Origin of the sequence: Curtobacterium sp. MCBD17_035 (genome assembly GCF_003234815.2) — a bacterium.
GTDB lineage: Bacteria > Actinomycetota > Actinomycetes > Actinomycetales > Microbacteriaceae > Curtobacterium.
Genome location: NZ_CP126279.1, coordinates 1734234 through 1746923, shown reverse-complemented (window position 1 = coordinate 1746923; position 12690 = coordinate 1734234). Strand labels below are relative to the sequence as shown.

General features: G+C 70.2%; 13 protein-coding genes. 1 reads left to right on the top strand and 12 read right to left on the bottom strand.

Going from position 1 to position 12690, the window contains the following annotated elements:
- Positions 1-6: 6 nt before the first annotated feature.
- The 12 genes from secF to DEI93_RS08270 all read right to left on the bottom strand — a co-directional run bounded on the left by secF (position 7) and on the right by DEI93_RS08270 (position 11365).
- The gene (gene secF / locus DEI93_RS08325) at positions 7-993 is read right to left on the bottom strand and encodes a protein translocase subunit SecF (protein ID WP_111013331.1); all 987 of its coding nucleotides are present in this window, start codon (positions 991-993) and stop codon (positions 7-9) included.
- Positions 993-2750 (bottom strand): protein translocase subunit SecD, encoded by a 1758-nt coding sequence (secD, locus tag DEI93_RS08320; protein WP_111119347.1) that lies wholly within the window; start codon positions 2748-2750, stop codon positions 993-995. The genes secF and secD overlap by 1 nt, the downstream gene beginning before the upstream one ends.
- 107 nt (positions 2751-2857) lie before the next feature.
- Positions 2858-3292 carry a preprotein translocase subunit YajC gene (gene yajC / locus DEI93_RS08315; RefSeq protein WP_111119346.1) on the bottom strand — a complete coding sequence of 145 codons (435 nt, stop codon included), beginning with the start codon at positions 3290-3292 and terminating at the stop codon, positions 2858-2860.
- A gap of 96 nt (positions 3293-3388) precedes the next feature.
- A complete protein-coding gene (gene ruvB, locus DEI93_RS08310) occupies positions 3389-4438 on the bottom strand; it encodes a Holliday junction branch migration DNA helicase RuvB (RefSeq protein WP_111009032.1) in 1050 nt (349 codons plus the stop codon).
- Complete coding sequence (ruvA, locus tag DEI93_RS08305) at positions 4435-5043, bottom strand: Holliday junction branch migration protein RuvA (RefSeq protein WP_111071567.1); 609 nt, start codon at positions 5041-5043, stop codon at positions 4435-4437. Before ruvA ends, ruvB begins: the two co-directional genes overlap by 4 nt.
- Complete coding sequence (gene ruvC, locus DEI93_RS08300; protein WP_111119345.1) at positions 5040-5615, bottom strand: crossover junction endodeoxyribonuclease RuvC; 576 nt, start codon at positions 5613-5615, stop codon at positions 5040-5042. The genes ruvA and ruvC overlap by 4 nt, the downstream gene beginning before the upstream one ends.
- 30 nt (positions 5616-5645) lie before the next feature.
- The gene (locus DEI93_RS08295; RefSeq protein ID WP_111013333.1) at positions 5646-6410 is read right to left on the bottom strand and encodes a YebC/PmpR family DNA-binding transcriptional regulator; all 765 of its coding nucleotides are present in this window, start codon (positions 6408-6410) and stop codon (positions 5646-5648) included.
- Positions 6411-6509: 99 nt separating this feature from the next.
- Complete coding sequence (pdxT, locus tag DEI93_RS08290) at positions 6510-7124, bottom strand: pyridoxal 5'-phosphate synthase glutaminase subunit PdxT (protein ID WP_111035859.1); 615 nt, start codon at positions 7122-7124, stop codon at positions 6510-6512.
- The gene (gene pdxS, locus DEI93_RS08285; RefSeq protein ID WP_111119344.1) at positions 7114-8046 is read right to left on the bottom strand and encodes a pyridoxal 5'-phosphate synthase lyase subunit PdxS; all 933 of its coding nucleotides are present in this window, start codon (positions 8044-8046) and stop codon (positions 7114-7116) included. Before pdxS ends, pdxT begins: the two co-directional genes overlap by 11 nt.
- A 34-nt stretch (positions 8047-8080) precedes the next feature.
- Complete coding sequence (locus DEI93_RS08280; RefSeq protein ID WP_111013400.1) at positions 8081-8620, bottom strand: HIT family protein; 540 nt, start codon at positions 8618-8620, stop codon at positions 8081-8083.
- A 59-nt stretch (positions 8621-8679) separates the two neighbouring features.
- Positions 8680-10647, bottom strand: coding sequence for a threonine--tRNA ligase (gene thrS / locus DEI93_RS08275; protein WP_111119399.1), 1968 nt, complete (start codon positions 10645-10647; stop codon positions 8680-8682).
- A gap of 184 nt (positions 10648-10831) precedes the next feature.
- Positions 10832-11365 (bottom strand): adenine phosphoribosyltransferase, encoded by a 534-nt coding sequence (locus DEI93_RS08270; RefSeq protein WP_111119343.1) that lies wholly within the window; start codon positions 11363-11365, stop codon positions 10832-10834.
- Between the two features lie 251 nt (positions 11366-11616).
- Here DEI93_RS08270 and DEI93_RS08265 point away from each other — a divergent pair, with 251 nt between their 5' ends.
- Positions 11617-12624: a glycoside hydrolase family 6 protein gene (locus DEI93_RS08265; protein ID WP_111119342.1), complete on the top strand. Its 1008-nt coding sequence runs from the start codon at positions 11617-11619 to the stop codon at positions 12622-12624.
- Positions 12625-12690: the final 66 nt, after the last annotated feature.

Here is a 12690-nt window from a genome sequence, read left to right as displayed (position 1 = left end):
CGGTGGTCAGGCCGGCTGTCGTGCCGCGGCCTGCAGCTTCTTCTGGTCCGACTTGCGGATCTTCTCCTCGCCGATCCGCAGGTGTGCGTAGAGCGGCGACGCGATGAAGATCGTCGAGTAGGTGCCCACGATGATGCCGATGAACAGCGCCAGCGAGATGTCCCGCAGGGTCCCGGCGCCGAGGACGTACGACCCGATGAAGAGGATCGCCGCGACGGGCAGCAACGCGACCACCGAGGTGTTGATCGAGCGGACGAGCGTCTGGTTCACCGCGAGGTTCACCGACTGCGCGAAGGTGCGCCGCGAGCCCTCGGCGTCCTGGGCCGTGTTCTCGCGGACCTTGTCGAACACCACGACCGTGTCGTACAGGGAGTACCCGAGGATCGTCAGGAACCCGATGACCGCGGCGGGCGTGACCTCGAAGCCGACGATGCCGTACACCCCGGCCGTGATGAGCAGGTCGTGGAGCAGCGCCGCCATGGCCGAGAGCGACATCTTCCAGGTGCGGAAGTAGATGGTCATGAACGCGGCAGCGAGGATCAGGAAGATCACGAGACCGCGGATGGCCTGGTCGAGGACGTCCGCACCCCAGGTCGCACCGATGTAGGACGACGCGACCTTGGTGTCCGACACGTCGTACGCCTTGGCGAGCGCGGCAGCGACGTCGTCGTTCTGCGCGGTCGTCAGCTGCGAGGTCTGGACCCGGATCGAGTCACGGCCGAGCTGGGACACCCGCGGGACGACGTCCGGGACGACTCGCTCGACCGCAGCGGTGGCCGGGTCCTGATCGAGGGTGGACACGTCGGAGATGGTGAACTCCGACCCGCCGGTGAACTCGATGCCGAGGTGGTAGCCACCGCGGAGCCACGGCACGACGACGGAGATGACGATCGCGGCGATGGCGATCGTGTACCAGAGGCGTCGGCGCCCGACGATGTCGTAGGAGCGCTTGCCGGTGTAGAGGTCGCTGCCGAACTGGCTGAAGCTGGCCATCAGGAGTCCTTCCCGTCGGTCTCAGGGCGTTCGGAGTCCGTGGTCGTCGTCGTGCCCTGCGCCTTGCGTTCGGCGATCGTCTGTCGTCGCGCGGCCTCACGTGCGCTCCGCTGGCGCTTGCCGTCCACGACGGGGGCACGGAACTGCGCGCGGCCCCGGTACACCGCACCGAGTGCGGTCGGGTCAAGCCCGCTGAAGCGGTGTCCCTCGTTGAAGAACCGGGTGCGCGCGATGAGCCGGAGCATCGGGTGGGTGAACAGCGTCACGACGATGATGTCGATGATCGTCGTGAGCAGCAGGGTCAGCGCGAAGCCCTTCACGTCGCTCACCGCGAGGATGTAGAGGGTCACGGCCGCGAGGAAGTTGACCGAGTCGGACGCCAGGATCGTGCGGAAGGCACGGCGCCACCCCGCCTCAACCGCGCTCTCGAGCGCGCGGCCCTCGCGGAGTTCATCGCGGATGCGTTCGAAGTAGACGATGAACGAGTCGGCCGTGATGCCGATCGCGACGATGAGGCCTGCCACGCCGGCCAGGGACAACCGGTAGTCGATGCGCCACGACATGATCGCGATGACCAGGTAGGTGATCGCGGCGGACACCGCGAGCGACAGGACGGTCACGAACGCGAGCGCCCGGTACTGCACCACGGAGTAGATGACGACGAGGAGCAGACCGATGAGACCGGCGATCAGACCGCCGATGAGCTGCGCCGAACCGAGGGTCGCCGAGATGACCTCGTTGCTCTGCACCGTGAAGTTGATCGGCAGGGCACCGAACTTGAGCTGGTCGGCGAGCGTCTTGGCGGTGTCCGCGGTGAACGACCCCGTGATCTGCGCCTTGCCGTTGGTGATCGCGCTGTTCGTGGCGGGCGCGGTGATCACCGTGCCGTCGAGGACGATGGCGAACTGGTTCCGCGGCGCCGTGAGCGAGACGAGGCGCGAGGTGACCGCGCGGAAGTCCTTGGTGCCCTGGCCGTTGAAACTGAGGTTGACGGCCCACTCGCCGGTGGACACGCCCTGCGAGTTCGTGGCGATGCCGGACGTCGCGTTGCTGATGTCGGCGCCCACGACCTCGACCGGGCCGAGGATGTACTTGCTGGCGCCGTCCTGGTCACACGTGACGAGCGGCTTCGAGTCGGGGGCGGAGGTGACGTCGTCCGGCGCGTTGCAGTCGTAGTTCTCGTACAGGTCCTGGAGGCGCGCGCTCACCCAGTTCGGGTCGCTCGCGTTCGTCGGCTTCGCCGTGGGCGTGGCCTCGAGCGACGCGGGTGGGCTGTACGGCGTCGGTGAGGCCGTACCGTTCTTGCCCTTGCCGCCGACCGAGGTGTTCGTCGCCGCGGTCGTGTACAGGACGGGGCGGAAGGTCAGCTTCGCGGCTGCCTCGATCCGCTGGATGGTCTGCTTGTCGGGCCGGCCGGGGATCGACACGACGATGTTGTTCGAGCCCTGCGTGTTGATCTCGGACTCGGACACTCCCGAGGCGTCGATGCGCTCACGGATGATCTCGACCGCCTGCTGCAGCTGCTGCGCGTTGACGTCGTTGCCACCCGTTTGCTTGGCGGCGAGCGTGATCTGCGTGCCGCCCTGGAGGTCGAGCGCCAGTTCCGGCGCCCAGCTCGCCGAGTCCCACCATCCGGAGGTCTTCGCGCTGTTGGCCAGGATGGTCGCCGTCCCGTTGAGCGCCGAGAGCGCGGCGATGATGATGACCAACCAGGTGAGCGAGCGAAGCGCCTTCTTGACCGGTGTCGTTCGTGCCACCTGTGCGTCTCTGCTTTCTGTACGGACCGCGCAGCCGATCGGCTACCGGGTGCGGAGGAGTCGCCCTCGGGCGGGCCGATCGGGGTCGGCCGGGCGGTGGGTCGGGGTCAGCGGTCGTCGCGCTTGGCGTCCGGGTCGACCACGCCGGTGGTGTCGCTGCCGAGGCGTTCGCCGAACTCCGGCTCGCCCGTGGTCTCGACCGGGGCGATCACCGGCCGGGGTTCCTCGTCGCCCGTGGCCGTGGTGCCCACGACCGCGGTGGCGGCGTCGTCGCCGTTGTCGTCGACGACCCGCGACAGGGTCTGGCGGTGGACGGTGACGACGGTGCCGGGCGCGATCTCGACGTCGGCCGTGACCTTCTCGTCGTTCACGGACACGATGGTGCCGTAGAGCCCGAACGACAGCATGACGCGCGCGCCCGGGACCATCTTGGTGGTCATCGTCTCCTGCTGCTGCTTCCGCTTCCGGCTGTTGCGGAACATGAGGAACACGAGCCCCAACGCGAGGACCAGCATGATGATGGTGGTCGGACTAGACTGCATGGGATGGGCCTTCCGGGGGGGTGCTCGAATCGGGCGGGGGTAGTCTAGGGCACCGCGCTGGGAGCATCGTCCCGCCCCGCGTCGCCGCTCGGAGCGTCAGTCGCGCTCGAACAGTTCTGGCTGTGCCGTGGGAGCGGAGCCCTGCTGGGCGGCGCCGCCGGGTGTGAGTCCGAAGTGCCGCCACGCCGTCGGCGTCGCGATCCGGCCGCGGGGCGTCCGGGTCACGAGCCCGACGCGCACGAGGAACGGTTCGACGACCGACTCGATGGTCTCGCTCTCTTCGCCCACCGACACGGCGAGCGTGTTGAGACCGACCGGACCGCCGTCGAACCGCGTGAGCATGGTCTCCACGACCGCTCGGTCGAGGCGGTCGAGACCGAGCTCGTCGACGTCGTACAGGTCGAGTGCGCCACGGACGGCATCGATGCCGCTGACGGGCGCGTGCACGAGGGCGTAGTCGCGGACGCGACGCAGCAAGCGGTTCGCGATGCGGGGTGTCCCCCGGGACCGTCCGGCGATCTCGCGGAGGGCGGACCGGTCGATGGCGAGGTCGAGCAGCCCCGCGGCGCGGACGAGGACCTGCTCGAGCTCGTCCTGTTCGTAGAACTCGAGGTGGGCCGTGAACCCGAAGCGATCGCGGAGCGGGTTCGGCAGCAGCCCGGCCCGCGTGGTCGCCCCGACGAGGGTGAACGGGGCGAGGTCGAGCGGGATGCTCGTCGCGCCCGCGCCCTTGCCGACCATGATGTCGATGCGGAAGTCCTCCATCGCGAGGTAGAGCATCTCCTCGGCGGAGCGCGCCATGCGGTGGATCTCGTCGATGAACAGGACCTCGCCCGGCACGAGTGAGGACAGGACGGCGGCGAGATCGCCTGCGTGCTGGATGGCCGGCCCGCTCGACATGCGCAACGGTCGCCCCGACTCGTGCGCGACGATCATCGCGAGCGTCGTCTTGCCGAGCCCGGGAGGCCCGGCCAGCAGGATGTGGTCCGGCGTGCGCTCCTGCATCGCCGCGGCCGTGAGCAGGAGCTCGAGCTGCCCGCGCACCTTGCGCTGGCCGACGAACTCCGCCAGGGACCGCGGCCGCATGGCTCCCTCGAAGGCGAGCTCGGCCTCGGACTCGGGTGCGGAGGACGTGATCCCGCTCATCGCGCCGCACCCGACGGCCGGAGCGTGCCGAGCGCGGCACGGAGCAACGCCTGCGTGCCCATCGCTGCGACACCGGGCTCGTTCGCGATCGTCTCGTCGACGGCGGTGCGCGCTGCGTCCTCGCGCCAACCGAGACCGACCAGGGCGATGACGACGTCCTCCGATGCGGGGTGCGGAGCCGCGGGCGAGGGGGTGGCCTCGTGCACGGCGGTGAGCTTGCCGGCGAGGGCCACCGTGATGAGCTTGGCCGTCTTCGGGCCGATGCCGCTCACCTTGCGGAAGGCCGTGTCGTCGTCGTCGGTGACCGCGCGCGCCACCTGTGCGGGCGTCATCGTCGCGAGCACCCCCATCGCGGACTTCGGCCCGACGCCGGAGACGCCGCGGAGCAGGTCGAACACCTGCAGCGCCTCGGCGGTCTCGAACCCGTACAGCGACATGTCGTCCTCGCGGACGACGAGCACGGTCCACAGGAAGACCTCGGCCCCGTGTCGGACGGCCAACGCGTGCTGCGGGGTCACGGTCACGCCGTACCCGACGCCACCGACCTCGACCACCATGCGGGAGCCCGCCGTGTCGATGCAGGTGCCTCGGAGACTCGCGATCATCCTCCGAGCCTACGAGACACCACCGACCGCTCGGCCTCTCGCCACGCCCGCTGGGCCGGCGTGAGCGTGACGGCCCGCGCACCGGCCTCGGTCGGTGCGCCGACCCTCCAGGCGTGGCAGATCGCGAGTGCGAGCGCGTCCGATGCGTCGGCGGGCTTCGGGGCCTCGGCCAGTCCGAGCACCCGCGCCACCATCGTCGCCACCTGCTTCTTGTCGGCGTTGCCGTAGCCGCTGATCGCCGCCTTGACCTCGGAGGGGGTGTGCAACGTGACGGGGATCGACCGCGACGCCGCTGCGTGGAGTGCGAGTCCTGCCGCCTGGGCGGTGCCCATGACCGTGCGCACGTTCGCCTGGGCGAAGACACGCTCGACGGCCACGGCATCGGGCCGGAACTCGTCCATCGCGGCACCGACGCCGGCGGCGATGCGGACCAACCGCTGCTCGAGCGCCATGTCCGGCGGTGTGCGGACCACCGTGACGTGCACGAGACGGGCCCGACGGTCGGCCGCGACCTCGACGACGCCGACGCCACACCGGGTCAGGCCCGGATCGACGCCGAGGACGCGGATCACGGACGGGGCCGGTCGGACCCGGTCACGGGACTAGTCCTCGTCCTCGTCGAGCTCGGCCTGCACCTCGGCCGGGATCGCGAAGTTCGCGTAGACGTTCTGCACGTCGTCGCTGTCCTCGAGGGCGTCGATGAGCTTGAACACCTTGCGGGCCGTCTCGGCGTCGACGTCGATCCGGAGCCCGGGGACGAACTCGGCGTCGGCGGCGTCGTAGTCGATCCCGGCGTCCTGCAGGGCCGTCCGCGCGGCGACGAGGTCCGAGGCCTCGGTGATGATCTCGAACCCGCCACCCTGGTCGGTGACCTCCTCGACACCGGCGTCGAGCACGGCACCGAGGACGTCGTCCTCGGTGAGGCCGTCGGTCTTGGTGACCGAGATGACGCCCTTGCGCGCGAAGTTGTAGGCCACGCTGCCCGGGTCGGCCATGGTGCCGCCGTTGCGCGTCATCGCGGTCCGGACCTCGGCCGCGGCGCGGTTCTTGTTCTCCGTGAGGCACTCGATCAGCATCGCGACGCCGTTCGGGCCGTAGCCCTCGTACATGATCGTCTGGTAGTCGATCGACTCACCGGTGAGGCCGGCGCCGCGCTTGATCGCGCGGTCGATGTTGTCGTTCGGGACGGAGGTCTTCTTCGCCTTCTGCACGGCGTCGACCAGCGTCGGGTTGCCCGAGAGGTCCGCACCGCCCATCTTGGCGGCGACCTCGATGTTCTTGATGAGCTTCGCGAAGGACTTCGCACGGCGCTGGTCGATGACCGCCTTCTTGTGCTTGGTCGTTGCCCACTTGGAATGCCCGGACACGGTTCTCCTCGATCGGTTCTGGTGATCCCGGTCATCGTACAGGCCGGGAGGGACGGGACGGGTGGTGCCGCGCCTCCCCGCTGGCGCGCGCCGACCGGGTCAGGCGTCGGCGACGAGCTGGAGGAAGCGGCGGTGGAAGCGGTCCTCGCCGCTGACCTCGGGGTGGAACGCCGAGGCGATGACGTTGCCCTGCTGCACCGCGATCGGTCGGCCGTCGGGCAGGGCGCCGATGACCTGCACGTCGGGACCGTGGTCCTCGACCACCGGGGCACGGATGAACACGGCGTGCACCGGGGCCTCGCCGAGGTCCGGCATCGGGATGTCGATCTCGAACGAGTCGTTCTGGTTGCCGAACGCGTTGCGGCGGACCGTCGTGTCGAGCACGTCGAGCGTCTGCTGCCCGTCGATGCCGTCCTGGATGCGCGACGACAGCATGATCATCCCGGCGCAGGTGCCGTACGTCGGCAGGCCCTCGTGGATGGCCTGGGACAACGGCTCGGCGAGACCGAACGACCGCGCCAGTTTGTCCATCACGCTGGACTCGCCCCCCGGGATCACGACGCCCTGGAGGCTCGCGAGTTCCTCCGGGCGACGGAGCGGCACGACCTCGGCACCGAGCGCCGTCAGCGACGCGATGTGCTCCCGGAAGTCGCCCTGGAGTGCGAGGACCCCGATCCGGGGCCGGACGCTCCCGACGACGGGGCTACCAGCCACGCTCGGCGAGGCGGTGCGGCGCGGGGACGTCGGCCACGTTGATGCCGACCATCGCCTCGCCCAGACCGCGGGAGACCTCGGCGATGACCTTCGGGTCGTCGTGGAACGCGACGGCCTTGACGATCGCCGCGGCGCGCTTCGCCGGGTCGCCGGACTTGAAGATGCCCGAGCCGACGAACACGCCGTCCGCGCCGAGCTGCATCATCATCGCCGCGTCCGCCGGGGTGGCCACGCCGCCCGCGGTGAACAGCACGACGGGCAGCGCACCCGTCCGGGCGACCTCCTTGACGACGTCGTACGGAGCCTGCAGCTCCTTGGCGGCGACGTAGAGCTCGTCGTCCTTGAGGTTGCGGAGCGCGGCGATCTCCTTCGAGATCGTGCGGATGTGCCGCGTCGCCTCGGAGACGTCGCCCGTGCCGGCCTCGCCCTTGGAGCGGATCATCGCCGCACCCTCGGTGATGCGACGGAGGGCCTCACCGAGGTTCGTCGCGCCGCACACGAAGGGCGTGGTGAAGTCCCACTTGTCGATGTGGTTGACGTAGTCCGCCGGCGAGAGGACCTCGGACTCGTCGATGTAGTCGACACCGAGCTCCTGCAGCACCTGGGCCTCGACGAAGTGGCCGATGCGTGCCTTCGCCATGACGGGGATCGACACGGCGGCGATGATGTCCTCGATCATCGACGGGTCGGACATGCGGGCGACGCCGCCCTGGGCCCGGATGTCGGCGGGGACACGCTCGAGCGCCATGACCGCCGTCGCGCCGGCGTCCTCGGCGATGCGCGCCTGCTCTGCGTCGATGACGTCCATGATGACGCCGCCCTTGAGCATTTCGGCGAGGCCGCGCTTGACGCGCGAGGAACCGGTGATCGAGGTGCCGGGGGTCGAGGCGGGATCGGTGGTCGATGCGGTGCTGTCGCTCATGATCCACCCAGTCTAGTTGCCCGGCGGAGCGTGATCACGCTGGGCGAACACGCGACTCGTGCGGCCACGCCTCGGCCACCAGGCGCCGGGTCTCGCCGAGGAGCTGGGTGATCGCCTTCGTCCGCGCGATGATCGGGAAGAAGTTCGAGTCGGACGCCCAGCGCGGCACGATGTGCTGATGCAGGTGCGCCGCGACGCCCGCGCCGGCGATCTCGCCCTGGTTCATGCCGATGTTGAAGCCGTCGCAGTGCGCCACGGTCCGGAGCACGCCCATCGCGGTGCGCGTGAGGGCGGTCATCTCGGCGGCTTCCTCGTCGGTCGCCTCGTCGTACAGGGGCACGTGGCGGTAGGGGCAGACGAGCAGGTGGCCGTTGTTGTACGGGTAGAGGTTGAGCAGCACGAATGCCGTCCGGCCGCGGGCCACGATGAGGGCGTCCTCGTCCGGCAGGGTCGGCGCGACGCAGAACGGGCAGTCGTCCTTCTGGCCACGCCCCTCCCCCGCGCGTCCCTGCTCGATGTACACCGCGCGGTGCGGCGTCCAGAGGCGCTGGAACGCGTCGGGCACGGCGGCCATGTCCGCGGAGGAGCGGATGACGAAGGGGTCGCCCTCCGTTCCCGGGGTCTCCGCCACGGTCAGACCTGAGCCCGCTCGCGGATGGCCGTCGTGATGCGGTCCACGGCCTCCTGGATCGGCACGCCGTTGTGCTGGCTGCCGTCGCGGAACCGGAAGCTCACGGCGCCCTGCTGCCGGTCCTCATCGCCCGCGATGAGCATGAACGGGACCTTCTGCTTGGTGTGGGTGCGGATCTTCTTCTGCATGCGGTCGTCAGAGTGGTCGACCTCGGCGCGCACGCCCTGCTCGCGGAGCCGCGTGACGACCTCGTCGAGGTAGTCGCCGTACTCCTCGGCCACCGGGATCCCGACGACCTGCACCGGTGCGAGCCACGCGGGGAAGGCACCCGCGTAGTGCTCGGTGAGGACGCCGAAGAACCGCTCGATCGACCCGAAGAGCGCGCGGTGGATCATCACCGGACGCTGACGCGATCCGTCCGCGGCGGTGTACTCGAGGCCGAAACGCTCGGGCAGGTTGAAGTCGAGCTGCACCGTCGACATCTGCCACGTGCGGCCGATCGCATCACGGGCCTGGACCGAGATCTTCGGACCGTAGAACGCCGCTCCGCCCGGGTCCGGCACGAGCTCGAGACCGGAATCGGCGGCGACCTCCGCCAGGGTGCTCGTGGCTTCCTCCCAGACCTCGTCGGAGCCGACGTACTTGTCCGGGTCCTTCGTGGAGAGCTCGAGGTAGAAGTCGGTGAGGCCGTAGTCGCGGAGCAGCGACAGCACGAAGTTCAGCGTGCGGGTGAGCTCGTCCTTCATCTGCTCGCGCGTCGTGAAGATGTGGGCGTCGTCCATCGTGAGACCACGGACACGGGTCAGGCCGTGGATGACACCGGACTTCTCGTTCCGGTACACGGTCCCGAACTCGAACAGCCGGAGCGGGAGGTCGCGGTAGGACCGGGCCTGCGAGCGGTACACGAGGATGTGCATCGGGCAGTTCATCGGCTTGAGGTAGTAATCGGCGCCCTGCCGGGTGATCTCGCCCTCGTCGTTCCGTGCCTCGTCGAGGTGCATCGGCGGGAACATGCCGTCCTTGTACCACCCGAGGTGGCCGGACTGTTCGAAGAGGTCGCCCTTGGTGATGTGCGGCGTGTTGACGAAGGAGTAGCCCTCGGCCTCGTGGCGGCGCCGCGAGTAGTCCTCCATCTCGCGGCGGACGATCCCGCCCTTGGGGTGGAAGATCGCGAGGCCCGAGCCGATCTCGTCCGGGAACGAGAACAGGTCGAGCTCGGCCCCGAGCTTGCGGTGGTCGCGCTTGGCGGCTTCCTCGAGGCGCTCGAGGTACGCGCGGAGCTGGTCCTTGTCGGGCCATGCGGTGCCGTAGATCCGCTGGAGCTGCGGGTTCTTCTCGGAGCCACGCCAGTAGGCCGCAGCCACCCGCATGAGCTTCGCGGCGTTGCCGATGACCCGGGTCGTGGGCAGGTGCGGCCCGCGGCAGAGGTCCTGCCAGACGACCTCGCCGGACTTCGGGTCCACGTTCTCGTAGACGGTGAGTTCGCCGGCACCGACCTCGACGCTCTCGCCGGCGTCACCCTCGCTCGCCGCGCCCTTGAGGCCGATCAGCTCCTGCTTGTAAGGCTCCCCCGCCATGAGCTCGCGCGCCTCGTCGTCGCTCACCACGCGACGGACGAACCGCTGGCCCTGCCGGATGATGCGGTCCATGCCCTTCTCGATGGCCTTGAGGTCCTCGGGCGTGAACGGCTCGGCCACGTCGAAGTCGTAGTAGAAGCCGTCGGTGACGGGCGGTCCGATGCCGAGCTTCGCCTCGGGGTTGATCGCCTGCACGGCCTGCGCGAGCACGTGCGCGGTCGAGTGCCGGAGGATGTCGAGGCCGTCCTGCTCAGCGAGGGTCACGGGCTCGACGACCGCCCCGGCGGAGACCTCGGCCGCGAGGTCACGGAGCACACCGTCGACCCGGATCGCCACGACCGACCGCTCGCCCGCGAACAGCTCGGTCCCGGTCGTCGTGGTCGTCGCCGTCACGGTCGCGGGTGCCGGCGGCACGTCGGGCTGGTCGGCGGCGGGGACGACTGACTCGGTCACGGTGGTGGGGCTCCCTCGTTCGGTGGTGCACCAACACTAGTCGGCCGGGAGGCCCGCACCGCCCCGTCGACGACCCCGGCCCGCACCGTGGCGGGAGTGCTCGCTGCGCAGCGCGCGCGAGGCGTCAGGCGGGCGCGGTCCCGAGGGTGTGCACCGGCAGTCGACCCTCGAGACGGGCCCGGCCCCCGAGGCCGTCCAGTTCGAGGAGCGCTGCGAACCCGACCGCGTGGTACCCGGCACGTTCGAGCAGCGTGATGGTCGCCTCGGCGGTACCACCCGTCGCGAGGACGTCGTCGACCACGAGGACGCGCGTGCCCTCGGGCAGTTGTCCGGGGCGCAGCTCCACCGCGGCCTCGCCGTACTCGAGCGCGTACTGCTCGCTGAGGACCTCGCCGGGGAGCTTCCCCGCCTTGCGGACGGTGAGCACACCCCGGCCCCGCTGGACGGCGATCCCCCCGGCCAACGCGAACCCGCGCGCCTCTTTGCCCGCCACGGCCTCGACGTCCGTGAACGGCTCGGCGAGTGCGCCACAGACGGTCGAGAACGCGACGGGATCGGCGAACACCGGGGTGACGTCGCGGAAGAGGATCCCCGGCTTCGGGAAGTCCGGCACCACGGCGGTGAGTCGTTCGACGAGGGACGCGGCGTGCTCGGTCATGCCCCAACCGTACGGGGACGGCGCTGGCCGACGTGCCGTCGGTACCGGCGCGCGACGGGGTACGCCGTGCGCCGATCCGGACCGCCCACCGGGGTACAGGCCGTCCTGCTGGCCGGCGAGGAGCACACGGCGTGGCGGTTGGCAAGCCCCTCCGGTCCGCGTGGACAAGCGGAACGGCGGCCGGTTGACTTGTCCCCCACACACGGCAGACGTACAGGACGTCTGTCAGCGATCACCCAGGGGAACAACCGATGAACCGCATCGTCCGTGCGGCCCTCGTGGCCGCCGCCGTCGCGTCGATCAGCACCACGACGGCCATCACCGAGACCGCCAGCGCATCGGCGGCGACCGCCACCGTCACACCGGCGACGATCCGTACTGCTCCGACGCAGACGATCTACCAGGGCGGTCTGTACGTCCAGCCCGACAGCCAGCCGGCGCAGGCGGCAGCGACCCTCGCCGCACAGGGCCGGGCCACCGAGGCAGCGGCGGCGCGGACGATCGCACGCCAGCCGATCGCGATCTGGTTGGGCGAGTGGTTCCAGGGCGGCCTGCTCGACAGCACCATCGCACGGAACCTGGCGAGCGCAGAATCGAAGGGCACCACCCCGGTGTTCGTCACCTACGCGATCCCCGACCGGGACTGCGGCGGGTACTCCGCTGGTGGGCTGACGCCCGCGCAGTACACCGCGTGGAACCAGCAGATCGCGGACGACCTCCACGGTCATCGCGCGGTCGTGCTCGTCGAGCCCGACTCGCTCGCGATGCTCCCGTCGTGTTCGCAGGACGCGTCGACGCGGCTCCCGCTCCTCGGGACAGCGGTCGCACAGTTCCACGCCGCCGGTGTCCCCGCGTACCTCGACGGGGGGAACTCGAGCTGGAACACGCCGGCCGTCACGGCCTCGGAGCTGAACCAGGCGGGCGTCAGCCAGGCGCGCGGGTTCTTCACGAACGTGTCGAACTTCAACGCCGTCGACCCGGAGCGCTCCTACGCCGGCAAGGTGTCCGCCCTCACCGGCGGATCGCACTTCGTCATCGACGTCTCGCGGAACGGTCGCGGTGCCCGCGGCGACTGGTGCAACCCAGCGGGTGCCGGCCTCGGTCAGGACCCGCACGTCACGTACGGCAGCGGCCAGCTCGACGCGCTGCTGTGGGTGAAGACACCCGGTGCGAGTGACGGCACGTGCAACGGTGGGCCGGCGGCCGGCGACTGGTTCGCGTCGTACGCGGTCGGACTCGTGCAGAACGCCGCGCGCTGACGCCCGTCCGGTCCGTGGCACCGCCCGGACAAGCGACGGGAACGCCCCCGGTGTCGATGCGACACC